General features: G+C 61.9%; 21 protein-coding genes and 1 pseudogene. 1 reads left to right on the top strand and 21 read right to left on the bottom strand.

Annotated elements, in window-relative coordinates:
- Positions 1–25 precede the first annotated feature (25 nt).
- The 13 genes and pseudogenes from OMP40_RS37425 to OMP40_RS37365 form a co-directional block, all read right to left on the bottom strand.
- Positions 26–895 carry a carbohydrate ABC transporter permease gene (locus OMP40_RS37425; RefSeq protein WP_277539199.1) on the bottom strand — a complete coding sequence of 290 codons (870 nt, stop codon included), beginning with the start codon at positions 893–895 and terminating at the stop codon, positions 26–28.
- A 68-nt stretch (positions 896–963) separates the two neighbouring features.
- The gene (locus OMP40_RS37420; protein WP_277539738.1) at positions 964–1,986 is read right to left on the bottom strand and encodes an ABC transporter substrate-binding protein; all 1,023 of its coding nucleotides are present in this window, start codon (positions 1,984–1,986) and stop codon (positions 964–966) included.
- Positions 1,935–2,282, bottom strand: coding sequence for a hypothetical protein (locus OMP40_RS37415; RefSeq protein WP_277539198.1), 348 nt, complete (start codon positions 2,280–2,282; stop codon positions 1,935–1,937). Before OMP40_RS37415 ends, OMP40_RS37420 begins: the two co-directional genes overlap by 52 nt.
- Positions 2,283–2,403: 121 nt before the next feature.
- Positions 2,404–2,988, bottom strand: coding sequence for a sensor histidine kinase (locus OMP40_RS37410; protein WP_277539196.1), 585 nt, complete (start codon positions 2,986–2,988; stop codon positions 2,404–2,406).
- 148 nt (positions 2,989–3,136) lie between these two features.
- Positions 3,137–3,184, bottom strand: a pseudogene (locus OMP40_RS42890) (hypothetical protein); the annotation flags it as partial.
- A gap of 894 nt (positions 3,185–4,078) precedes the next feature.
- Positions 4,079–4,399, bottom strand: a complete 321-nt coding sequence (locus OMP40_RS37400) for a helix-turn-helix transcriptional regulator (RefSeq protein ID WP_277539192.1) — start codon at positions 4,397–4,399, stop codon at positions 4,079–4,081.
- Positions 4,400–4,427: 28 nt separating this feature from the next.
- Positions 4,428–4,889: a response regulator gene (locus tag OMP40_RS37395; RefSeq protein ID WP_277539190.1), complete on the bottom strand. Its 462-nt coding sequence runs from the start codon at positions 4,887–4,889 to the stop codon at positions 4,428–4,430.
- Positions 4,890–5,304: 415 nt separating this feature from the next.
- On the bottom strand, positions 5,305–6,417 hold the full coding sequence (locus OMP40_RS37390; RefSeq protein ID WP_277539188.1) for a prenyltransferase/squalene oxidase repeat-containing protein: 1,113 nt from the start codon (positions 6,415–6,417) through the stop codon (positions 5,305–5,307).
- Positions 6,386–6,700, bottom strand: coding sequence for a hypothetical protein (locus OMP40_RS37385; protein ID WP_277539186.1), 315 nt, complete (start codon positions 6,698–6,700; stop codon positions 6,386–6,388). The genes OMP40_RS37390 and OMP40_RS37385 overlap by 32 nt, the downstream gene beginning before the upstream one ends.
- 434 nt (positions 6,701–7,134) lie before the next feature.
- A complete protein-coding gene (locus tag OMP40_RS37380; protein WP_277539183.1) occupies positions 7,135–7,716 on the bottom strand; it encodes a hypothetical protein in 582 nt (193 codons plus the stop codon).
- Positions 7,713–8,222 (bottom strand): carbohydrate ABC transporter permease, encoded by a 510-nt coding sequence (locus tag OMP40_RS37375; RefSeq protein ID WP_277539182.1) that lies wholly within the window; start codon positions 8,220–8,222, stop codon positions 7,713–7,715. The genes OMP40_RS37380 and OMP40_RS37375 overlap by 4 nt, the downstream gene beginning before the upstream one ends.
- Positions 8,223–8,566: 344 nt before the next feature.
- Entirely contained in the window at positions 8,567–9,595 is a 1,029-nt protein-coding gene (locus tag OMP40_RS37370; protein ID WP_277539180.1) for a carbohydrate ABC transporter permease, read from the bottom strand.
- 80 nt (positions 9,596–9,675) lie between these two features.
- Positions 9,676–11,007 carry an ABC transporter substrate-binding protein gene (locus OMP40_RS37365; RefSeq protein ID WP_277539178.1) on the bottom strand — a complete coding sequence of 444 codons (1,332 nt, stop codon included), beginning with the start codon at positions 11,005–11,007 and terminating at the stop codon, positions 9,676–9,678.
- Positions 11,008–11,186: 179 nt separating this feature from the next.
- On the opposite strand from OMP40_RS37365, the gene OMP40_RS37360 reads away from it, so the two are divergent.
- Entirely contained in the window at positions 11,187–12,320 is a 1,134-nt protein-coding gene (locus OMP40_RS37360) for a Fic family protein (protein ID WP_420872118.1), read from the top strand.
- On the opposite strand, the gene OMP40_RS42885 is transcribed toward OMP40_RS37360, so the two are convergent.
- The 8 genes from OMP40_RS42885 to OMP40_RS37325 form a co-directional block, all read right to left on the bottom strand.
- Positions 12,317–12,487, bottom strand: coding sequence for a helix-turn-helix domain-containing protein (locus tag OMP40_RS42885; protein WP_420872117.1), 171 nt, complete (start codon positions 12,485–12,487; stop codon positions 12,317–12,319). The genes OMP40_RS37360 and OMP40_RS42885 overlap by 4 nt on opposite strands.
- Positions 12,488–13,029: 542 nt before the next feature.
- On the bottom strand, positions 13,030–13,656 hold the full coding sequence (locus tag OMP40_RS37355) for a response regulator (protein ID WP_277539172.1): 627 nt from the start codon (positions 13,654–13,656) through the stop codon (positions 13,030–13,032).
- 3 nt (positions 13,657–13,659) lie between these two features.
- The gene (locus OMP40_RS37350; protein ID WP_277539170.1) at positions 13,660–15,453 is read right to left on the bottom strand and encodes a sensor histidine kinase; all 1,794 of its coding nucleotides are present in this window, start codon (positions 15,451–15,453) and stop codon (positions 13,660–13,662) included.
- A gap of 642 nt (positions 15,454–16,095) precedes the next feature.
- Entirely contained in the window at positions 16,096–17,769 is a 1,674-nt protein-coding gene (locus OMP40_RS37345) for a ribulokinase (protein WP_277539169.1), read from the bottom strand.
- Positions 17,770–17,853: 84 nt separating this feature from the next.
- Positions 17,854–18,555: an L-ribulose-5-phosphate 4-epimerase gene (gene araD / locus OMP40_RS37340; RefSeq protein ID WP_277539166.1), complete on the bottom strand. Its 702-nt coding sequence runs from the start codon at positions 18,553–18,555 to the stop codon at positions 17,854–17,856.
- 191 nt (positions 18,556–18,746) lie between these two features.
- The gene (locus OMP40_RS37335) at positions 18,747–20,429 is read right to left on the bottom strand and encodes a beta-L-arabinofuranosidase domain-containing protein (RefSeq protein WP_277539164.1); all 1,683 of its coding nucleotides are present in this window, start codon (positions 20,427–20,429) and stop codon (positions 18,747–18,749) included.
- Between the two features lie 29 nt (positions 20,430–20,458).
- Entirely contained in the window at positions 20,459–22,828 is a 2,370-nt protein-coding gene (locus tag OMP40_RS37330) for an FG-GAP-like repeat-containing protein (protein ID WP_277539163.1), read from the bottom strand.
- A 124-nt stretch (positions 22,829–22,952) separates the two neighbouring features.
- On the bottom strand, positions 22,953–23,321 hold the full coding sequence (locus tag OMP40_RS37325) for a hypothetical protein (RefSeq protein WP_277539161.1): 369 nt from the start codon (positions 23,319–23,321) through the stop codon (positions 22,953–22,955).
- Positions 23,322–23,325: the final 4 nt, after the last annotated feature.

Raw genomic sequence — 23,325 nt, 5'->3', positions numbered from 1 at the left:
CGATTCCCCCCAGAGCTTTACAAGCCTAAGCTGCAAATACGTGATGATGCCGACCATCGCGACGAATACGATGCCGAAGGCGGAGCCGAAGGCATAGAAGCCTTCGCCGAGTCCCTTTTTTGACCATCAAGGACACGATCGTTTCCGTCGCATGTCCGGGCCCGCCGGAGGTGAGCGAGTAGACGATATCGAATACCTTAAGGCCGCTGATCATGACCGTGACCGTGCAGAAGGTGATGGCCGGCGCCAGAAGCGGCAGAGTGATGCGGCCGAAAGACTGCAGCGGGCCGGCCCCGTCCAGCTTCGCGGCTTCGTAGTATTCCGGGTTGATGCTCTGCAGGTTGGCCAGGTAAATGACCATGTTGTAGCCGACCCACTGCCATACCTGCGTCAGGATCACGGCATAAATCGCGATATCGGAGTCGCCCAGGAAGTTGATCTTGCCGATGCCGAGCGCGGCGAGTCCGCGGTTGATCAGGCCGAAGTCGGAGGTGGAATACAGATAACTCCAGAGGAAGCCGATGATCAGCGGACTGAAGACGGCGGGCATGAAAAAGACGGAGCGAAGCAGCGCGCGCGTCCGAAATCCGCGGTTCAGCGCCGCGGCGAGCGGAATCGCGAGCGCATTGATCAGGATCGTGGAAATAACGGCGTACGTCAGCGTGTTGCGAATGCCGGTCACATAGATGTCTTCCCGGAAGATCGAGCGATAGTTGCGCCATCCGACGAAGGAGACCTGATTCGGATGAACGTCCGACCAGTTCGTAAAGCTGTAATAAAACGTACCGGCCGCCGGATAGACGAAAAACAGGACGTATACGGCCAATGCCGGCAGCAGCAGCAGCGCGTACGCGGGTTCCAGGCGTCCCGGCCGTCTCGATCGTATACGTAGCATCGGGCTTCTGTTCCTTTCATAAAAAAGGGAAGCGGCGTACGGCATGCACGGCCCCTTCCCTGCACGGATTATTTGCTGCGGAGCGCGGCGGCTTTTTTGTCCACCGAAGCGAGCGCCTGCTCGGGCGTCTCCTGTCCGCCTACGACCGCCTGGATCATCTTGCCGAGCTCGTCGATGATCGGGTTGCGCAGCGCGCCCCAGCCGTTCGGCGGGAAGTACACGTTGCCCTGCTTGAACGCTTCCTGCGCGTCGCGGTACTCGGCCGGCATCTCGAACTCGACGCCCTTGAGGAAGGAGGAGCCGCCTTTGTTGTCGTTCCAATAGGCTTCCTGCCCTTCGGGCGTAGACAGCAGCTCCAGCACCTGGAACGCCGCTTCCTTCGCCGTCGACTTGGCGTTGATGCCGAAGGCGACGCCGGGACCGCCGACCATCCAGCCCGGTCCGCCTTTGGTGCCGAGGTTGGGGAACATGCCGATGTTCATAGCCGGGTTTTTCTGCTTGAACGTATCCATGTACCAGGGGCCTGTCTGGAACATGGCCGCCTTGCCGCTGGTGAATTCGTCGATCGCCTGCTCTTCCTCCAGGCCCAGCATGTCCTTCGTGAAGATGCCCCGCTTCAGGTATTCGGTCCATGTGTTCAGGGCCGGCAGCAGCGCTTCCTTCATGGACGCGCTCCCCGTCCGGAACGCTTCGTCGAAGCCTTTGCCTTCCGGCATGCCGATGTAGTCGTTCAGCGCCAGCGCGATGAAGGACTGCATGGCGACGTTCGCGTTCTTGAGCCCGATCGCCTGCGGCTTGATGCCGTTGTCCTGGAACGTTTTGGCGACGGCGAAGTATTCGTCCAGCGTCTTCGGGATCTGAAGATTGTATTTTTTGAAAAGATCGACGTTGTAGTAAATGCCGTTGAACCAGCTCGCCTGGGGAAGCCCGTACAGCTTGCCGTCAAACGTCACGTACGAGGTGCCGGAGTCGTAATACTTCCCGGCAAAGCGCGGGGTAAGGTCCTCGAAATAGCCGAGCTTGACCGTCGTCTCGTCGATCAGTCCGCCGACGATGTCCGGCCCTTCGCCGGCCGCGAGCTGCGTCTTGATGATCGTGTCGTACTGGGTCGCGTCGATGAACTGATACTCCAGGTCAACGTTCGGCAGCTTTCTTCGATCAGCTTGAGCAGCGTCTTCATGCTGTCTTCCTTGTTCCAGTAGGACATTCTGACTTTCACCTTCGCGGCGGCGCCGCTCGGCCCTTCGGATGAAGCGTTTGCATTCGATGTTTGTTGCGAAGCCGGACGCGAAGCGTCCGCATTGTCTTTGCCGTCCGAGCCGCAGCCCGCCAGAATCGGCGCAAGACCCAGCAAGATGGAGGCGGCGGCAAGCAGCTTTTTGGTCATAACGACGAACATCCCCTTCTCTTCTCGTTGATGCGGCGACCCCGGGTTGTCGCCGCGCGCTCCTGCCAGTTCAGTATACGAAGAAGAAGAGCCCCTTCGAAATACAACAATTTATCGATCTCTATCGAAAAACCGCTGGATGTGCGCTTCGCTGCGTCCCGGGCAGCCGCGCCTCCACCGTCGTGCCGACGCCGACCCGGCTCGATACGGCCAGTCCGTACGGCTCCCCGAAGTACAGGCGCAGCCGCTCGTGGACGTTGGTCAAGCCGTAGCCGGAAGAATGGCTCGTCAGCAATCCGGCGGCGGTCTCCTCGTCCATGCCGACGCCCGTGTCGGAGATCGACAGCACGAGATCGCCGCCCCGGATGCAGCCGCCGATCGTCAGCATGCGAAGGCCCTCCGTTTTTTCCTTCAGGCCGTGATCGATCGCGTTTTCGACCAGCGGCTGAAGCACCAGCCGCACGATGCCCAGGGGATAGACGCGTTCTTCCAGCTCGTATACGACGTCGAAGGCATGGCCGGACATGATCTGCTGCAGCTCGACGTAGCTCCGTACCATCGCCACCTCGTCGCGGACCGAGATGTACTCTTTCCCTTTGTTCAGCGCGGTCCGGTAGAACTTCGCCAGCAGCGTCACCGTGCGGCTGATATCGTACGCTTCTCTGCCGATCGCCTGCGAGTTGATCAGCGACAGGGAATTGTACAAAAAAGTGCGGATTGATCTGCGCCTGCAGGGCAGTCAGCTCCGCCTCTTTTCTGGCGATCCGGTTGACGTACGACTCCTCGATCAGCAGGTTGATCCGCCTCAGCATATGTCCGAAGCGGTTCGTCAGCTGTCCGATCTCGTCCCTGGAAGCGGCCGATACGACGAGATCCAATTCGCCCTCCTCCACCCGCTTCATGCGATCGTTCAGCTTGTTGAGTCCGTGCAGCAGCGTGCGGGAGAACAGCGCGATGATGACCGACAGCACCGCCATGCATAGCAGAATCATGGCGCCGGTCGCCTGGATAATGCTCGCCGTGCCTTCGGCGATATGTCCGGTCCCGGCATAGTAGGACAGCGTCCAGCCCGTCTGCGGAATGGTCCGGTCCATGCGGAGGAAATCGGCCTGCGACGCTGCCGTCCCCTCCTTCAGCGAGGAATAGACGATGCCGCCGTCGCGGTCCTTCAGCACGACGCCGTCGGCGCCGTTGATCTTGTTCGCCACTTCGCCGACCATGCGCTCGAAGTCGAAGCGAATGTACAGCATGCCCTGCCGCTCCCCCGTTGCCCGGCTCGTAAATGTTGCGGGTGGCGAACAGCGTGCTGCCGTCGCTCCACCAGCGCGTCGCCGTGGAGGTGCCGGTTTCGACGTACCAAGGTTGTCCGCGAACGAGGGAGGCCGGCTGAAAAAAATTGCCGAACGGCGTATTTCTGCGCTCCGAATAAATCGCGATCTCCTTCATCTCCGACATAAAAAAAAGATAGTTCCAGAAGATCGGCTCGACGTCCTCGTTGAGCTCCACCGCCAGCTCGTACACGTCCTTGTCCGTATCGGAGACCGCGCTGACGACCTTCGGATTAAATACGATGGACTTGATCGGATACTCCTGCCGCTCGAAGCGGTAGGCCAGCTCCGAGGCAAGCTGGTCCGCCGTCGCGGCGGAGGAAACGCGAAGCTGACGCTTCAGGTCCTGGTTCGCGCTGCCGTAGGCATAGGCGCCAAGGAGGCACAGGGGGATAATGATAACCGCGCAGTACGACAGGATAAGCTTCTTGCGGAGCGAGAGATCGCGGAACCCCCGGAGCAGCCCGTTCATGGGCGGGCTCCCTTTTCCCTGTATTGGGCCGGGGTGCAGCCGTACTGCATTTTAAACAGCATGGAGAAATACGAGGGGTTGCCGTAGCCGACCTTCTGCCCGACGTCCGCGACTTTGAGATGCGTCGACGCCAGCAGCCGGCCCGCTTGCTCCATCCGCACGCGAACGATGTGCTTGCCCAGGTTTTCACCCGTATGGGTCTTGAACAGATGGCCGAGATAGCTGGCGGACAGATACACTTGGGCGGCCAAATAATCGATATTGAGGTCGGCGTTGCCGTATTCCTCCTGGACCAGCCTCAAAATGTCGCGGATCACCTTGCGTACGCCGTCTTCGGACGCTTCTTCATCCGGAGATCGCGGTTCCGGGCTCCCTCCCCTCGCCCTCATTTTCGACGGCAGGATGATGGGGCCTGGTCTCCCGCGCGCGCTTGGCGAGACCGATCGCTTTGTCCATGACGGCCAGAAATTCCTCGATATCCAGCGGCTTCAACAAATAATGGATGGCCCCCAGATCGATCGCTTCCTTGGCGTATTCGAATTCGCCGAACGCGCTGTAGATGACCAATTGCGCGGATGGATTGAGCAGCCTGGCATGACGGGCCAGATCGAGACCGTTCATTCGCGGCATTTTGATATCGGTGAACAGGATATCGCAGCCCTCGGCGCGCAGCTGCGCCAACGCCTCCTCTCCGTTCGCCGCCGTCGATACGCGCAAGGGCAAACGATGTTTCTCGATCAGTTTGCGAACCGTTTGCGTCTCGATCGGCTGATCGTCTACCAGCAAGATTGCGTACGGAGGAACCATGTTGTCGCCGCCCCTGTCGGATGAGGTTGAATTTTCTGAATATCTTAACAGACAACCGGGGAACTGCAAAGACGTTCATCCGCTCCGATCGCGCGATTGCCGGTTAGACCGGATATCATAGGCACGCGCAAAAGCCGCATTTTGTCTGGTTGCCTAGCAGACAAAACGCGGCCTTCCATGAGCCCCTCGCTTACCATAAACCTGTAGAGTAACTTTTTGCTTTTAGCGGCACGTAGGTTCCTTATAGGTCGGCGGAGCCTCACCCGGCGCAACAATAGCGGCACAAAGGTACCTTAAGGACCGGCAGAGCCTCACCCAACGCAGCAATAGCGGCACTGAGGTATCTTAATGGTCCGCGAAGCTTCATCCGGCGCAGCAATAGCGGCACAAAGGTACCTTATGGGAGCGCGAAGACTCACCCAACACCACAATAGCGGCACAGAGGTACCTTACGGGTCGGCGGAGCCTCACCTCGCACAGCAATAGTTACAGCACCGTTTAGAGCGGTTCGCCAGCCTGAAGTGTAACTTTTTGACTTTACAGCACCGTTTAGACCGTGCCGCGAGGCAGCTTCGAAGTGAATTCGGCGAGCGACGCGGCGGCCGCGCCGCAGCCCCAGTCGAATATCGTAAACTCCCCCGAGGCCGTCCACCGGCGTGCCGTCGTGATGGTTGAAATTTTCCATATGGAAGCCGTATTCCCGCTCCCCGAAGCCGGGGTGGACGCGCTCGTACAGACGCTTCACGACGTCGTTTTCCGGGCAATACATCATGTAAAAAGAGGCTTCCATCGCCCGAAGCGCCCGTATGCGATAACGCTCGTCGCCGGTCAAATTCGCGTAAGAGAGATAAGTGAGCGCGAACAGGCTCTGCCTGGCGTCGTTCCACTCGTCGTCCGTATTCATGACGCCGAAGCCGCCGATCGTCGGCACCGGAATATACGGCGGCTGCCAGATTTGCTGGTAAAGCGAGGCTTCCGCCAGCACCTGCTCGCCAAGCGCCAGCCAGCTCGCTTCGCCGGTCGTCTCGTACAGGTCCTTGAACGCCTCGGCCGTCCAGTACATGCCGAAGTTGCATTGGTTGTACAGGCCGCTGCGCGCGTCCCGGACGCCGTATTGCTTGCCCGCCCACTCCCGGGAGCACGACCAGTACGTCTCAAAGTCCTCCCAGCGTCCCTCGGGCAAAATATGCGCCGCGACGAACCTGCCGCCGCGCGCGGCGGCTTCGTGGCAGCGCGTATCGCCGACCAGTTTGCCGTACAGACAGAGGAGCATGACATGCGCGCTCGTCTCCGGGCTGGCGGCCAGGAAAGGCGACGCCTCGCGCGTATCGGGCCGCACCCAGGCGGGAAAGCCGCCGTCCTCCCGCTGCAGCGCCAGCAGCGCGTCGACGTAGGCGCCGACGTACGGCAGGATGCGGGCGTCGGCGCCGATGTCCCGGTACCACTTGAGCAGCCAATAGCAGGTCCAGGAAGAATCCAGCAGGTGGACGTAATCTTCATGTCCTTGCGGCCTGCGCGGTCCGGACATATACCATCGTCCCGTCTCCCAGCGACCGTCGTCTCCGGCCTGATAATAGCCGGGGAACAGCCCCCCGCGTCTGCGGCGCGGCCAGCGCGAAGTTCAGCGCGAGTCCCGCCTTGGCGAGCCAGTCGTCGCGGTCCAGCCGCTTGCCCCAGCTGGCGAAGCCGTAAGCGCTGCGCAGGCCGCAGAACCAGGCCTGGTTCCACAGGCTTTTGGGCTCGCGCCAGCTGTCCTCGCGGCCGCCGCCCGGCTGCTGCCGCGCCGTCACGAGGAAGGCGACGCCCCCCAACCTCCGCGCCGCCCAGCCGGAACTGCTGCCAGCCGACGTCGCCCCATCGCTCGAACGCCCAGCCGTAGGCATGGTCGACATAGGGCCGCAGCGCGGCGACTTTTGCCGCGAAAAGTGCGGCATCTTCTCGCGCAGCCAATGTACCTGCCCGTGCGCGCGCAACCGTCCATGAGGCGTCGTCCGCGGCTGTGTCGCCGGCCGTTGCCCTTCCGGCAGCCACCCCCGGCTCGGCGGCCGTCCCCGCACCCGGGTCCGCACCAGGCGCCATCCGGCGCCCCGCCTCCAGCGCCCACAGCAGGCGCTCCACGCGGCGGAAGTCCCGTCGCGCCGCGCCTGCCGCTTTGCGCCAAGAAGCGAGTCTCAGCCGCACGCGCAGCGGGCGGTCCAGCGGGCGCGCCTCAGGCGTCAACCGATAATATACATGGCCTTCTTCCTCATAAACGCAGCCGCCGTACATGAGCATACGGTCGCCCGCCGTATAATCGCAAATATGCGGCAGCAAGCCGCTCGCCGCCGACGCTGTCCAGATCCGGCAGCAGCGCCGTCATCCGCTTCTCGTCCTCGAGGACGATCGCCGGCGAGCGGAACGCCTTATCCCCGATCGCCATGCCGTCTTCGGGCGACAGGTGCGGCTTCCAGACGCAGGCGAGCGGCGCGGCGACCGGCAGCAGCAGTTGCCAACCTGCAAGCGGCAGCGTCTCGTCCGCAGCCGGCGCGAGCTCGATGTCCAGCGTCGCCAGCTCCAGTTCTTCGGCGTCGATGCCCGCATCCGCAGCGTCCCGCGCCTCGCTGCGGACCGCCAGCGTCAAAGTCGCGGCTTCGCCAAGCGACACCCGGCTTGCGCCGGGCGCTCCCTTCGCCTCGCGCCACACGACGGGCGGCGCCGCGCCGTCCGCACCCGAATCCCGGTCGCCGCCGGGAGCCTCCCGGGCCGCCGAACCAACCGCCGACACCGCCCACTTGACCGTCCATTCTCCCGTCAGCCAGTCCGGAAGCTCCGTTAACATCGCCGTCATCCTTTCACCCCGGACATCGTAATGCCCTGAACGTAATAGCGCTGCAGCAGCACGAACACCGCCAGGATCGGCACCGAGCTGATCGTCGTCGCCGCCATGATCTTGCCCCACGAGATGCCGCGCAGCGACTGGTACGAGGAGATCGCCACCTGGATCACCTGCCGCTGCTCTTCGTTGATGACGACGAGCGGCCAGAGGAACGAATCCCACTGGTTCAGGAACGTCATGATGCCGAGCGTGATGAGCGCGGGCACTGCCGCCGGAAGCACGATGACGCCGAAAATGCGCGGCCAGCGGGCCCCGTCCATCCGCGCTGCGTCGAGAATGTCGCGCGGAATGTCGGCGAAAAACTGGATGAGCATAAAGATGCCGAACACCCAGACGATCTGCGGAAAAATGAGCGCCTTGTAGCTGTTGATCCAGCCGAGATCGCGCATGAGCAGGTACTGCGGGATCATGATCACCTCGTACGGAATGACGAGCGAGGAGAGGAACAGCGCCAGCAAGCCTTTTTTTAAAAGGGAACCTCAGCTTCGCGAAGGAGAAAGCCGCCATCGCGTTGATGAGCAGGCCGGCCGCGGTGACGACGACGGCGACCGACAGCGTATTGAGCAGGTACCTGCCGAACGGCTTGGCCGGGTCGAGGAAGATGTCGCGGTAATTTTGCAGCGTCCAGTCGACCGGCAGGAACAGCCCGCGGCCGAGCTCGGTATAGCGGAAAATCTCTTCGTGCGTGCGGAACGAGCTCATGACCATCCAGTAAATCGGGAACAGGGAGACGGCCGCCACGAGCAGCAGCGTCGCCCATCGGAGGGTAAAGCCGATCGGTTTTGTCATGTCGCGCCTCCTTCTAGTACTCGACGTCGCTGCGGAACAATCGCAGCTGCACGGCGGAGATCGCCAGCACGAGCAGGAAAAACAGGAACGCGGCCGCGGCGGCGTAGCCCATGTTCATCTGCTTGAAGGCCGTCTCGTAGATGAAATGCACGACCGTGCTTGTCGAGCCCGCGGGCCCGCCGCTGGTCGTGATGTAGATCGGAATGAAAATTTTGAGCGCATCCATCGTCGTAATGATGACGACGAAGGCGAGCGTGCGCTTCAGCAGCGGAACCGTCACGTAATAAAAGCGCTGCAGCGGGCCTGCCCCGTCGACGTGCGCCGCTTCGTACAGGTAGTCCGGGATGTTGTTCAGCCCCGCCAGGAAAATGACCATGACGAAGCCCATCGCGCGCCAGATGCAGAGGATGATGATCCCCAGCATCGAGATGTCGGGGTTGGACAGAAAGTCGAGGACGGGCATCCCGAGCCCCTTGAGCACGATGTTCAGCAGGCCGTAGTCCTTGTTGTAGATCAGCCTGAAGATCGTCGAGGCGATCGCGAACGAGACGGCGACGGGCAGGAAGTACACGGTGCGGAAAAAGCCGACGCCCCTGAACCTGTGCTGGATGAGCAGCGCGAGGCCGAGCGAGATCGCGGTCTGCACCGGCAGCACGACGACCGTGAAATAGAACGAGTGGCGAAGGCTTGCGAGGAAGGTGTCGTCGCCTAGCAGCTTGCCGTAGTTGCCGAAGCCGGCGAACGCCGACTCGGACGAGATGAGATTGTAGTGGCGGAAGCTGATCCACAGCGCCTGGAGCATCGGGTAGAAAATGAAGACGGCGAGCAGCGCGAAGGCCGGCAGGATGAACAGCAGCGCGGCCTTCGCCTCCTGGCGCTCGTAGGATGCGGAGGGGCGCTTGGATGGTTTGGTTGAACGCGCGGCGTTTGCGGACGCCGAAGCGTCGGCCGATCCGGCCGTGCTTGAGGCCACGGGGATGCTTGAGGCGGCAGCGGCGATTGCGGAGCTTGGCGTTCTTGCGGAGCTTGCGGGCGTTGGCATTCAGTATCCCTCCTTCTGCGGATGACCGCGGGCGGACATGGCAAGGGCAGGGTCGGTCCTGCCCCCTGCCCTCGTACGGACTATTCCTTGCCGAGCGTGGCGATGCCGTCTTCGATTTTCTTGACGGCCTTGGCGAGCGATTCGTCGACGTCGGCGCCACCGAGTCCCACATCCTCGAACAGCTGGCGGATCGCCTCGCTGATCGCCGGATAGGCCGGCGTGACCGGACGCGGATGGCCGTACTTCGAGAGCTGCTCCGCGTAAATGTTCATCGGATACGCCTTCAGCTCGTCGAACGCGTCGAACGTCGACTGGCGTGCCGGCAAGTTTTTCGTCTCCTGGTACCAGACCTTCGAGCCTTCGACGCCGGTCACCCAGTTGACGAATTCCCACGCCTCGTCCGGATGCGCGGACTTGGACGTGATCGCCATGCCCCAGCTGCCCGTCGTGCCGATCATCTTCTTGTCCTTCCAGAGCGGCGCGACATCGTAGTCTTCGCCGAGCTTGAAGTTCGGGAAGTTCTGCTCCTGATACTGGAACGCGAACGGTCCGTCCACGTGGATGGCGACTTTGCCGTTCCAGAACGCATCCTGCGGCAGCTCCTTCGGCGACACCTTGTCCGTGTTGAACAGTCCCTTCCAGAACGTCAGCGCCCGCTTCGATTCGGCAGAATCGAGGTAACCCTTGGCCGTCTTGCCGTCGGGGCTCAAAATCTCCGCGCCGGCCTGCCAGAGGAACGCCATCTCCGAGTACGGCGCGCCTTCGTGGCCGACGAAGCCCCATGGCGTCGGGTTCCAGCCGTAGACGCCTTTGGCGGGATCGCTCAACTTCTTGGCGGCGTCCAGCACCTGGTCCCACGTCCATGCCTCGTCGACGTTTTTGGACGGCAGCGGAATGCCTTTCTCCTCGAACATCTTCTTGTTGTAAAACATGACGATCGTGCCCTCGTTGTTCGGCGCGGCGTACATCTTGCCGTCGTAGGTGAGACCCTCGATGACCGGCTTCAGCAGGTCGTCCTTGCTCCCGTCCTTGGCGAAGTAATCGTCGAGCGGGATAATCGCCTTCTGCGCCGCGTAAGAGGCGAGCGTCGGCGCGTCGAGCGCCATGATGTCGGGCGGGTTGCCGCCGGCGAGCGCCGTGCGGATCTTGGTCTCGTACTGGTCGTTCGGGATCATCTGAAAGTTGATCTTGATGTTTTTGTGGCTCTCCTCGAACGAGGCGATCAGCTTCTTCAGCGCTTCGGCCTCGGGCGCGTAGTCGTGGCGCCAGAAGGACAGCTCGACGACCTCGCCGTCCGCGCTCTGCGAGCCGGATGCGCCCGACTCGGCTTGGTTTCCGTTAGAATCGCCGCAGGCGGACAATCCGCCGACGGCCAGCAGCATGCCGAGCGCCAGCGGCCATTTCTTTTTCATGCGTACCCCTCGCCCTTCGATAGTTTGGCTTGCAAGTTCATGCTACCATCGACCGGACGGCGCCTGAATCCGCTGAGATCGGTTGTTGGCATGCGATTTGTTCGGGTGTGGGACTTACTCATACAACATGTATTGCGGCAATTTAGCGGCAATTGTATAATTGAAGTGAGGTGAAAACAATGTTCAAACCCAGATTCACAACCACGATGAAGATGGTTCACCATCTGTTGGAAATCCAACGTGCCAGTACGATTATCGATCAACTGCCTTTACCGGCCGACATTCTAAAAGAACTGCAAAAGGAAGCCAAAGAAACGACTGTCTTGCTGTCCACCAGAATGGAAGGCAACGAGCTCGACGACGATCAAAAACGCAAATCGTTGTACCGGAACAGCGACAACGATCTCGAACAAGAAGTATTCAATCTCATGAAGGCGATTGACTTCCTGGACGATTCCGAACGCAGAAACCTCCCGATTACGGAAGAATGGATTAAAAAAATTCATGCGATCATTCGCGTCTCGCACGGGCGAAAGCCTCGTTTCAGCGAATATCGCACGGAACAAAATCGGGTGGGCAGCCGCAATCAGTCAGGCTTTTATATGCCTCCGGAACATGCGGACGTCCCTGCCTTAATGGAAGACTACGTCGCTTGGTTAAATGCGCCGGAGTCGCTCGAAATACCTGCTCCCATTCGGGCAGGAATCGCGATGTGGCAATTTTTAACCATACACCCCTATATGGATGGAAACGGCCGCACCTCGCGAATGATCGCAACCTACATCCTGAGACGCCACCAATTTGGTTTAAAGGGACTGTTTATTCTCGAAAACTTCTACGATCGCAACCTGAATGCCTACTACAAGAACCTGCAAATGGGCTTGTCTCATAACTATTATTTCGGCAGACACGATGCCGATCTCACCGTTTGGCTCGATTACTTCCTTGAAGGCCTTGCCGAAGTCGACGCGCAAGCCGCACAAATCGCGTTGGAAAAAAACGCGGAACTTCTTCGTGCCGAGCCCGAGATGATTCGCAAGCTCGACGTGCACCAAAGACAAGTTTTTCGGCAATTTGTTTTTAAGCAAGAAGAAATGAGCATCACCGAAATCATGCTGCTGCTGGACATGGGCGACCGTACTGCGCGCGCCAAAATCAAACAATGGACTGAATCGGGCTTTTTAAGGCCGAAGGACCCGAACGCCCAGCGTGTACGAACTGTCGTTTTATCCGAAGCGTACGGCAAACTTGGCGATGCGATCCGTCAGCATCCGCAGCAATACGGCTACTTGTTGAACGACGAAGATCGCTAAAGCCCGTCGCTCCGCAGCCGCGCCCGGTAGTCCGCCGGACTGAGTCCGTAGCGCTTCTTGAACGCGGCGCTCAGATAGCTAGCGGTGGAGAAGCCGGTCCATTCGGCGATGTCGCCGAGCCGCATGGCCGTGTCCCGCAGCAGCAGTTCCGCCCGGCCAAGCCGCACCTCGGCCACATAATCGCTGAACGTAGAGCCGGTCTGCTTTTTTGAACAGCTCCGACAGGTAGGTGACGTTCATGTGGAAGCGCTCGGCCATCATCGCCAGGCTGATCTCGTCCCTGTAGGCGTCCTCGATGTGACGCCGGATCGCCTCGATCGTCTCGGTGCCGGCGCTCTGCCTGGAGATGCGTCCTTCCGGATCGTCGGCACGAACGATCCGGGACGCCGGTCCGGCCGGCGCGCGGCTTAAAGCCGTCACGGCGGAAAGGTAAGCGCGCCGCAGCGCGGTGCTCCCCGCCGTTGGGGAACAGGGAGCGCCGATCCCCGCGACGGCGGCGAGGCGCAGGCTGTCCTCGGCCGCGGCCAGCAGCGCTGCTGCCAGCTCCGCGAGCAGCGCCTCGCTCTCCGCTTCGTCCGCGGCGGTCGCTGCGAAAAACTGAAAGCGCGGATACGCCTTGTCGGCGAACGACATCACCCGGCCCGACCAGCGTCCGTCCGCCGCGACCTCACGGCAGACGAGCCGAAAGGCCAAGGCAAAGCGCTCGTCGTCATCCCCGCCCGGCGGCAAGCGGCCCGGCGGCACCCGGTACTCGGCGCCCATGAAGCGCAGCGCGGACCTCTCGCCGTCCGCGCCGTCGAAGCCGGCCAGCTCGAGCCGCCGCGCCTCCTGGCATTCGCCGATGCCGGGCGCCTCGTCGCCGCCATAGATCCGGCCGAGCACGTACTGTTCTTGCAGCATCGGGCAGCCGCTGCCGCCACTGTCTGCCGATTGCTTCGCGCGCCCGCGCGGCGTCCCTCTCCGCGTCCAGCTCGCCGCGGATCGTCTCGAGCAGCTCGGTCAGGTCACGGCGGACGACCGGCTTGAGCACATAGTCTCTCGCTCCGCAGCGCAACGCCGTCTGCACGTACTGGAAGTCGTCGTGCCCCGACAGCACGACGATGCGCAGCTCGGGGTGCAGGCGCTTGCAAGCCTGCAGCAGCTCGAGCCCGTCCATGACCGGCATGCGGATGTCGGTCAAGAGCAGTTGCGGCCGCTCGCTCGCGATGGCGGAGAGCGCTTCCTTGCCGTTGCGCGCTTCGCCCGCGATCTCGAAGCCGAGCCGCTCCCACGCGATCTTTAGCCGCAAGCCCCTGCAAATCTCCGGCTCGTCGTCCGCCAGAATTACGCGATACATCGTTCATTCCTCCTTTGCCGGTATAAGCAGCTTGATCGAAGCGCCGCCGTGCGCCGATCGCCCGAGCTCCGCGTCGAACGCCCTGCCGTAATACAGCCCGCAGCGCGCCAGCACGTTGCGCAGCCCGATGCTGCTGCCGCCCGCGCTCAGCACGTCCGCCAGTTCGCTGCGCGCGATGCCCCGCGCCAGCTCCTCGGCCATCTCGAGCGATATGCCCGGCCCGTTGTCCGCGACTTCGATCTCGAGGCGTCGCCCGCGCCGCTTCGCCCGGACGGTCACGACCGCTTCGCCGCCGCTCTCGGCGCCGAACTTGATCGCGTTTTCCACGAGCGGCTGCAAAATAAACTTCACGATCTGCTGCTCCCCAAGGCCGTCTTCCTCTTCGATGGATACATGGAGCCGATCGCCGAACCGGACGCTCATGATCGACACGTAATGCCGGATATAACGAAGCTCCTCCTTGAGCGCCACCAGGTCGCTGTCCGCGCGGAGGGAGTAACGCAGCATTTGTCCGAGCCATTCGGTCACGTCAATGACCTCGTCGCTACGCTCCTGCGCGGACAGACTTCCAATCGCCTCGAGCGTATTGTACAGAAAATGAGGATTGATCTGCATGAGCAGCGCCTTGTATTCGGCGTCCTGCCGCCGCAGGTTCGCCTTGAACTCCGTCTCGATCAGCTCGCCGAGCCTGCCCATCATGCTGCTGAACACCTGGGTGACGTAGCCGACCTCGTTGGCCGGCACCGGCAGCGCTGTGGGCGGGCCGTGAACCGTCGTCGTCTTGAAGCCGCTGCGTTCCGCGCTCCGCATGGCGCCCGCCAGCCGGCTGAGCGGCCGCGCGATGCCGGACGACAGCCAGAAAGCCGCGCCGGTCGTCGCGACGACCAGCAGCGCGCCGACCCACAGCATCGTATGGCGCACCCAGCTCATTTTCTGAAACAGCTCGTACTTCGGCACCTCGCCGACCAGCAGCCAATCCGCGTTTTTGATTTTGCGGTACAGGACGATGTGTTTGCCGCCTTGGCCTTCCAGCGTGAGCTTGCCCCCGGACCGTTTGTCCGCCGCGATCGCCGGCAGCGCGCGCTTGAAGAAGGACATGTCCGCGGGAATTTGCTGTTGCAGCACCGGTTCGCCGTCGCGGTCGACCAGGTAGACGCCGCCCTGCTCGCCGAACGCGATCTTGTCGAGCGGGTCCTGGATCGAGGAGGTGAGGACGTTGACCTTGAGCACGCCGAGCTTGCGGAACGAGCTGAGCTGCACGAGGTTGAACAGCAGGCTGTTCACACTCTCTTCGGTTAAATACGCCGGCTGGTAAGGATCCAGGTGGGCGGTCACCCAACGCGTGCCCTGCCGCATGAAGTCCCGGTACCAGACGGTCTGCAGGAACGAAGGATCGCGGAAGCTCTGGTCGCGGATGCCGACCGCGGTGCCGTTTTTGTTAAAAATCGTGATGGAGGAAATCGAGGAATGGTTGAGCGCGATGGAGGACAAATATTTGCGGAGCTCGGCGTCGAGCGACAGGCTGCGTTCGGTCGACAGCTGCGCATCCATGCGCGCGGAGATCCACTGTTGCGTAATCTCGTTGCTCAGCACCTGGTTGGCGACGTCCTCCGCCTGCGTCGTCAGCGTCGTGACGAGCGATGCGTACTGATCCATCGTCTGCGAGGTCGACCCCTCGATCGAACGGCCGATGACGCTGTTGGAGATCTGGGTGACTACCGCCACAAGGATCATGAACGGAACGACCAGCAGCACGACGAACGTCAGCGTCAATCTGGATCGCAAGCTGTAGAACAAGGTGCATCGCCTCCGTGTACGTCAACGGCTCCCGCCGACGCCGTTTCGAAGGGAGTATGCTTCTACTCTATCAGGAATGCGGAGCGGGCGGAATCGGATATTTTCGGTATACGGCATGCGATATGCTCGGGTGAAACAAACATACTAACCTACTAACCTGGCGGCTTCCAGCCTGGCTCCGCGGTCGCTACAGGCTCTCCGTGCGGGCGAAGTGGTGCTATAAAGGAAAAAAGTTACTCTACAGGCTCTCGGAGCGGGCGATGTGGTGCTGCAAAGGCAAAAAGTTACTCTATAAGCTCTCAGTGCGGGCGATGTGGTGCTATAAAGGAAAAAAGTTACTCTACAAGCTCTCCGAGCGGGCGAAGTGGTGCTGCAAGGGCAAAAAGTTACTCTACAGGCTCTCGGTGCGGGCGATGTGGTGCTGCAAGGGCAAAAAGTTACTCTACAAGCTGATGGAAGGCAGCCGCATCCATTCTTGCATCGAAAAAGGCCCGCATCCTCGCCCCCCCCCTTGGGGAACGATGGATGCGAGCCTTCATGGCAGCATCAGCAAACAGCAAGCGAAACGATAATGACGCCGCTCTTATTAGGGTGCTCTTACTTCGATGCCTCTTACTTCGATGCCTCTTACTTCGATGCCTCTTACTTCGACGCTTCTTCCTTCAGCGCCTTTAGGCGCTTCATGACGTCGTTCGCGCCGCGGCCGAAGTAGTCGTGCAGCGTGCGGTACTCCGCGTACAGCCGCTCGTATACCGCCACGTTTTCCGGAATCGGCTTGAACGTCTCCTTGCGTACGCGCGCCATCGCCTTGGCCGCGTCGACGACGCTGTCGTAGCCGCCCTTCGCCGCGCCCGCCGCCACCGCGCCGAACATCGCCGCCCCGACCGCAGGCGTCTGCTTCGAGTCCGCCACCTTGATCTCGCGGTTCGTAACGTCCGCGTAGATCTGCATCAGCAGCGCATTCTTCTGCGGCAAGCCGCCGCAGGCGTACACTTCGTCGACCGGCACGCCGTTGTCGTGGAAAGCGTCGATGATCGTCCGCGTCCCGAACGCCGTCGCCTCGAGCAGCGCGCGATACATTTCCTCCGGCTTCGTAAGCAGCGTATAGCCGACGACGACGCCCGTCAGGTTCGTATCCACGAGCACCGAGCGGTTGCCGTTCCACCAGTCCAGCGCCACGAGGCCCGTCTCGCCCGGCTTGTACTGCGCCGCGCGCTCCGTCAGCCACTGGTGCACGCCGACGCCGTCTTTTTCCGCCGCTTCCTTCACATACGCCGGCACCGCTTCCTCGACGAACCACTCGAAAATGTCGCCGACCGCCGATTGTCCGGCCTCGTAGCCCATGTAGCCTTCGATAATGCCGTCCTCGACGACGCCGCACATGCCTTCGACCTCGACCTCTTCCTTGCCGAGCAGCATGTGGCAGATCGACGTGCCCATCGCCATGACGAGCTTGCCTTCGTCCACGACGCCGACCGCCGGCACCGCCGCGTGCGCGTCCACGTTGCCGACCGCGATCGCCGTGCCTGCGACAAGACCCGTCAGCGCGGCCATCTCGGCCGTCAGCTCGCCGGCCTTCGTGCCGAGCGGCTTGATGTCCCCGCGCAGCTTGGTCGACGTCAGGTTCTCGAGTCTCGGGTCCAGCGCCTTAAAGAAATCCGGACTCGGATAGCCCTCCTGCTTGTGCCAAATCGACTTGTAGCCGGCCGTGCAGCTGTTGCGCACGAACTCGCCGGTCAACTGCGAGATGACCCAGTCGGTCGCCTCCGTGAACAGGTCCGTCGCCTCGTATACTTCAGGCGCCTCGTTCAGGATCTGCCACACCTTGGCGACCATCCACTCCGACGAGATCTTGCCGCCGTAGCGCGGCAGGAACTTCTCGCCCCGCTCCGCCGCGATGGCGTTCAGGCTGTCCGCTTCGTCCTGCGCGGCGTGGTGCTTCCACAGCTTGACCCAGCCGTGCGGATTATCCGTCCAAGCGGGCAGGAAGCAGAGCGGCGTGCCGCTCGCGTCGACGGGCAGCATCGTGCAGGCGGTGAAGTCGATGCCGAGGCCGATGACGTCTTCCGCCGCGACGCCGGATGCCTGCAGCACGGCCGGCACCGACTGGCGCAGCACCTCCAGGTAATCGTCCGGATGCTGCAGCGCCCAGTCGTGGCCAAGCTCAATGCCGGAGGCCGGCAGCCGCTCGTCGATGACACCGTGCGGGTAAGGCGTGACGTGATCCGCGATCTCGTGGCCGTTCGACAGGTCGACGAGCACCGCGCGGCCCGATTGCGTGCCGTAGTCCACGCCGATGGCGTATTTTGCGCTCATGAAACAACCTCCTTGTATGATGGTTCAGCTAAGGTCAATCGATCCTTCCCGCTGCGATCCATATCGGTTTTCCATCTCGATGAATTAATGCGCGTCGCCCGGCTGGCCGTAATACGCGTTCGCGCCGTGCTTGCGGAGATAATGCTTGTCGAGCAGCTCCTGCTGCATCGACGGAATGCCGGCGTTGAGCTGCCGCGTATGGTACGCCATCTTGGCGACCTCCTCCAGCACGACGGCGTTGTGCAGCGCGTTCATGGCATTTTTGCCCCAGGCGAACGGCGCGTGGCTGTACACGAGCACGCCCGGCACCTGCTGCGGGTCGAGCCCGCGGAACGCCTCGACGATGACGTTGCCCGTCTCATGCTCGTAAGCGCCTTCGATCTCCGCGGGGGTCATGGCGCGCGTGCACGGGATCGTCCCGTAAAAGTAGTCCGCCTGCGTCGTGCCGAGCGCCGGAATGCCCTGGCCGGCCTGCGACCAGATCGTCGCCCACGGCGAATGCGTATGCACGATGCCGCCGATGCCGGGGAACGAGCGATACAGCACGAGATGCGTCGGCGTATCCGAGGACGGACGCAGATCGCCTTCGACGACGTTGCCTTCCAGGTCGAGCACGACCATCTGCTCCGGCCGCAGCTCCTCGTACGGCACGCCGCTCGGCTTGATGACCATCAGGCCGGATTCGCGGTCGAAGCCGCTGACATTGCCCCAGGTGAACGTGACGAGACCGTACTTGGGCAGCTCGGCATTCGCCCGGCATACTTCCGCTTTTAATTGCTCCAGCATGTACGCACATCCTTTATTTAAAAAATAGCTGTCGACAAATCGTTATTACGCGCTTTCGCGAGTCGTCGCGGACAGATGTCCACAAATTTGCATGCCTGACGTCGCTTACATTATATACTTGTACGTACATGTTGTCGAGAAAGAAAACCCTCGGAGACAATTCCACCGAGGGTCCAAACCATGCTTCTGCCTCAACCAAGCGCCGTGCCCTGCGCGTCCAGCTCGAACAGCACCCTGCGCCGATCTTCCATCGCGTCGGATTCGCTCATGCCGGTCAAGTCGGTCAACGGGGCGAATACGGTGCCGTCCGTCTCTGACTCATAAACGGCGGGGCCGATCGGGCGGAGCGCCGCCAGCCGCGCCTGCGCGCCGCCCCCCGCTGCCCCGAGCACCAGCACGCCGTGCCGGATGACTTGTCCCTGGCCGGCATGCCGGGCGTTGCGTACTGTTTCGGCTCGCAGCGGGACGGGGAACCGAAATTCAATCGTATCGCCGGCAAGCCATACGCGCGTCAGCTCGGCGAAGCCGTCCGCGATCGCATACGCAAACGGCGTGCCGTTAAGCAGCAGCTCCGCCTCCCGTTCCCCGCACCAGGAGGGCGCGTACAGCCGAAGCCGTACGGCCTCCGCTCCCCGGACCTCGCTCACGCGCAGGCGCACGTTCCCCTCGAACGGATAAGCCGTCTCTTGCTCGAGGGCGAGCCGCCCGCCGTCCGCCCAGTCCGCCGAGAACGCGCTGTCGTTGTAAAACGGGAGCGTGACCGTGCGATCTTCCGCCACGTACAGAGACAGCACGGCCTGCGCCAGGCCGTCGCCGCCCCGCATCGAACAGCACCAGTACGCTTCGAACAAATCCCGGCGCGGCGACAGATACGCGTCCTTCGCCCCTGCGCAGCAGTCGCAGCCGAACCCGCCGTTCGGACGCTGGCCGTAGCTCAGCCCGTTATAGAGAATCGAATGCGCATCCTCCAGATAACGCCTATCTCCCGTATGCGCCCACAGCGTCTTGGCCAACAGGAACGAATCGACGACCGCGCACGGCTCCGTCCATTCCGGACGTCCGAACCAGTTGTAGTTGGCGTAATTTTCCGTCATCCCCTCCCGGACGTACAGCGCGTAGATGCGACTCGCCAGGCGCAGCAACTCGGGATCTCCCGTCGATTCGTAGTGCCGCACGATGCCTCTGGCCGCAGATAACGTCGCATGGGTCTGGAACGACAGCCCGGTCCAATCGATCGTGCGGAATACCGCGATCATCTCGTCGATCAGGGCGCGCAGCTCCGGCCATCGGAGCACCCGGTAAGCGTGGGTCGCGCCGTCCAGCAAAATAAAGGCGCAGCCGACATCCGTAGACGGATACCAGTTGCCGATCCGCTCGCCGGTCGGTTCGCCGATCGCTTCTCCCTCCGGGTCGCGTTCGGCGCGTTCGACGGGGTACGTTCGGTAATACCCTGTTGCGGGCAGCAGCAATTCCCTGACGACAGTTTGGATGTGACGCAGCGCCCGCTCGTCTTGATTTCCTTCGTAGATCTCGCACATCGCCCGCAAAAACCAGCTATGTCCGGACAACTGCTGCTCGTCCAGCTCGCCCGCGGGATACCGTTCGCCGAAGTAGCCCCTGTCGTTCAAATGACCGTCGACGGCGTCCAGCATCGCTTCCAAATAAAGCGGAGCCCGGCCGGTAGCCCGCTCCAGCGCCGCTAAACCGAGCATGACTCGGCCTTCCCAATCCGCAGGCCAGCTGTATGCCTTTTTGAAGATCGTATCCGGCCGGTACTCCGCTTGCTCCAGCCTGTCGTAGCTCAATGCGGATCGCGCGCCCAAATAGCCGGCGGCCTTGATCGATACATCGATCGTCGCTTCCTTGCTCGTCATTTTCGAACGTCCTTCCTTATCGGCCAGCCTTAATAAGCGACAGTCGGGTCCCAGATCGTCGTATCGTAGCTGTTGGTGCCGTTCTTGTTCACGATAAAATAGAGAACGTCCCCTTTGACGACGTTTACTGTGAAGCTGTGCGCGACGCCAGCCGTGGTCGTTACCGTCTGCGGCCCCCATACCGTTGTGCCGTTTTTCTTGACGGCGGCGACGATGCCGTCGCCGCCGGCCGACTCAAGCCGCACCGTGCCGCTCACCGTGACGGTGCCCGCATACGGGGCGGTCCAGGCGCGCACCGCGTCGTACGTATCCGGATGCTGCCGATCGGCCAGAATCAGCACGTACGGCTGCGTCCCCTGCCATCTGCCCGCCGCCGAATTCCAGGTCATGTCGCTGTATGCGCTGCCGTCCCACTGCTTGTAGGACCACCCGTACCAGCCCTGCCCCTTGGAGAACAGCGAGGACGCCTGATAGCTCGGCGTATTCAGCAGCCCGATATACTTCTTCGTCATATTCCAATACATGGCATTGTCGATTTGCCCGCTCTTGTCGTACCACTTCTCGGAAGAAGACGACAGACTGCCGGTATCCGCATCCGCGACCGCCGTCTCTTCGCCGTACTCGTTAAAGGAATTCAAGATAACGATCTGCGGCTTCGGCGTTTTTTGAAGCACCTTCTCCCAGCCCGACAGCGCATAATAGTCGCCGTTCGCGCGGGATACTGGCGTCGCTCCCTTGTTGTTGTTCCAGCCCGGCATGACCACCATGACCTCGTCGTCGTCGATCGTGCCGTTTCGCACTTCCCAGCCGTACGTGCCCGCCGTGCTCGGGCTATGCGCCCAGCGGACGGTGAAGCGATCCGTGTTCGTTTTCGAGCCGGTCCAGCTCTCCCATGCGGCGCGGTCGGCAGGCGTACAATAAATGACGAGCAGCGGCTTGCCGTTCAAATAAAAGGCGTTGGATGGACCGCCCATTGAAGTATCGTTAAATTGCGACCAAATCTCGCCTGCCTCCCATTCGATATGGGCCGGATCGTGCGACCATTGGACGCCGCCGATCGCATTGGCGTACTTGATCGTCCGGTGGCCTCCCGCGGCATTCCAGGCCGCGATGCGGCCGGCCACCTTGACCGACCGGTTAAAGATGTAGCCGTCGTCCACATAGATATTGTTGGTCTGGTCGAGCAGCAGGAAGTCGACCTTGGCGTCCGAGAGCGTAGCCAGATGCTCGTCGATGACCGCCGGCGTGCCGCTGTCGTATTGCTGGTAAGCGCCGAGCGTAAGCGGTTTGTAATGGATGTTCCAGGCCGACCACGTATCCTGCTCGTTCGCCTTGGTCGCGTGATAGGGCTGGACTTTCCACGTACCGGTCGACGCTTCGAAAGCGACGGAAGCCTTGAAGCCGTCCGGGTCGCCGTTGACGTTGCCCTGCATGACCGCGGTCGCGCCGCTGCCGAAGCCGGTGTTCATCACAAAGTCGTAGCCGTCGAGCGCGCCCGCGTATTTGCTGTACAAGCGCGCGTACCAATCGCCGGGCAGCGCATCGCCGTTCACGTCGCCGTCGAATACGACGAACGGGTCCGCATACCCGTCGGCGTTGCCGTCGCCGACGAGCTGATGCACAGAGCCGGCGCCGTGCCCGGCCGTCCATAGCGAGGATGCGCCGAAGGATGCGCCCCCGGACAGCGCCCGGTACCAGTTGCCGGCGGTGCCGTCAAAAGCGATCGCGTCCGCTTTGCCGTCGCCGTTCGCGTCGCCGAGGAACTGCCGGCTCGTGCCGGCGCCGAAGCTTGAAGCCCATACGGCCGGCGTCCCGAACGCGCTGCCGGTCGAGAGCGCCGCCGACCATTCGCCGGTGCCGCTCCGATAAGCGACGGCGTCGGCCTTGCCGTCGCCGTTCACGTCGCCGGCGAGCTGCGTCGTCGAACCGGCGCCGTGTCCCGACACCCATAGCGAATAGCCGCCGAAGCCTGCGCCGTTCGACAGTGCCGCGTACCAGTTCCCGCTCGACCCGAAAAACACGAGGGCATCCTGTTTGCCGTCCCCGTTCACGTCGGCGAGCAGTTGGCTGCTCGAGCCGGCGCCGTGTCCCGTCGTCCACGTCGAAGGCGTATTGAAGCCGTTGCCGTTCGAGACCGCGACCTGCCAGCTGCAGTCTCCGTTGAATACGACGGCGTCGGCTTTGCCGTCGCCGCTGACGTCGCCCACGAACCGGTTCGCGCTCGAGCTGCCGAAGCCGGTGATCCATGTCACGTTCGGTGTCGTCTTTTTGGCGTACCAGGTACTGTACCACGCGCCTACGGAAGGTACGGAAGCGCTTGCAAATCCGACCGGCGCCACGATTCCCGCTGCAGCCAACATCGAAGCAGCGCCCAGCGCCGCGACCACTTTTCCTTTCATCCTCAACACCGCCTTTAATAAAGTAGCGGGAAGCGGCGTCCATGCCGAAGACGAACGCTTCCCCCCGATCCAGCTCAAAGCTCAATCCATTTTGGTTAATGCGCGGCTCTGCCTCCGCTTGCGACTAGGATTTGCCCAGCGCCCGCTCGAACAACGGCTTCATCTCCGCGATCGCCGCCTCGTAGCCGCCCTTCTCCTCAAAGGTCTTCTTGAGCTCTTCCCACTTCTTGTCGAACTCCGCTTCGCTCTTCGCGGACAGCAGCTTCGCCGTATCCGACGTGCGGAACGTATTCCAGTAATAATTGGACAGCGCGTTCGACTTCTCGCCGCTCGGCGACAGCACGGTGCCGTCCTTGCTCAGCTTGACGGTGGAGACGAACGCCCACATGTCGTTCCATGCGTCGAACTTGGCCGGATAGCTGTGCTCGAACGTCTTGTTGTTGTAGAACGGCGCCGGCGCCGTCAGGAACGCCTTGCTCGTATAAGTGGACACGGTA

This window comes from Cohnella rhizosphaerae (assembly GCF_029525575.1).
GTDB classification, from domain to species: domain Bacteria; phylum Bacillota; class Bacilli; order Paenibacillales; family Paenibacillaceae; genus Cohnella; species Cohnella rhizosphaerae.
The sequence above is the reverse complement of the archived record's forward strand: the minus strand, read 5'-3'. Positions and strand labels throughout refer to the sequence as shown.

Excerpts from the sequence above, each read along its gene's own strand:
- OMP40_RS37425 (WP_277539199.1), bottom strand. The coding sequence starts at position 895 with ATGCTACGTATACGATCGAGACGGCCGGGACGCCTGGAACCCGCGTAC.
- OMP40_RS37415 (WP_277539198.1), bottom strand. The coding sequence starts at position 2,282 with ATGACCAAAAAGCTGCTTGCCGCCGCCTCCATCTTGCTGGGTCTTGCG.
- OMP40_RS37395 (WP_277539190.1), bottom strand. The coding sequence starts at position 4,889 with ATGGTTCCTCCGTACGCAATCTTGCTGGTAGACGATCAGCCGATCGAG.
- OMP40_RS37390 (WP_277539188.1), bottom strand. The coding sequence starts at position 6,417 with ATGTCCGGACCGCGCAGGCCGCAAGGACATGAAGATTACGTCCACCTG.
- OMP40_RS37380 (WP_277539183.1), bottom strand. The coding sequence starts at position 7,716 with ATGACGGCGATGTTAACGGAGCTTCCGGACTGGCTGACGGGAGAATGG.
- OMP40_RS37370 (WP_277539180.1), bottom strand. The coding sequence starts at position 9,595 with ATGCCAACGCCCGCAAGCTCCGCAAGAACGCCAAGCTCCGCAATCGCC.
- OMP40_RS37365 (WP_277539178.1), bottom strand. The coding sequence starts at position 11,007 with ATGAAAAAGAAATGGCCGCTGGCGCTCGGCATGCTGCTGGCCGTCGGC.
- OMP40_RS37360 (WP_420872118.1), top strand. The coding sequence starts at position 11,187 with ATGTTCAAACCCAGATTCACAACCACGATGAAGATGGTTCACCATCTG.
- OMP40_RS37355 (WP_277539172.1), bottom strand. The coding sequence starts at position 13,656 with ATGTATCGCGTAATTCTGGCGGACGACGAGCCGGAGATTTGCAGGGGC.
- OMP40_RS37345 (WP_277539169.1), bottom strand. The coding sequence starts at position 17,769 with ATGAGCGCAAAATACGCCATCGGCGTGGACTACGGCACGCAATCGGGC.
- araD (WP_277539166.1), bottom strand. The coding sequence starts at position 18,555 with ATGCTGGAGCAATTAAAAGCGGAAGTATGCCGGGCGAATGCCGAGCTG.
- OMP40_RS37335 (WP_277539164.1), bottom strand. The coding sequence starts at position 20,429 with ATGACGAGCAAGGAAGCGACGATCGATGTATCGATCAAGGCCGCCGGC.
- OMP40_RS37330 (WP_277539163.1), bottom strand. The coding sequence starts at position 22,828 with ATGAAAGGAAAAGTGGTCGCGGCGCTGGGCGCTGCTTCGATGTTGGCT.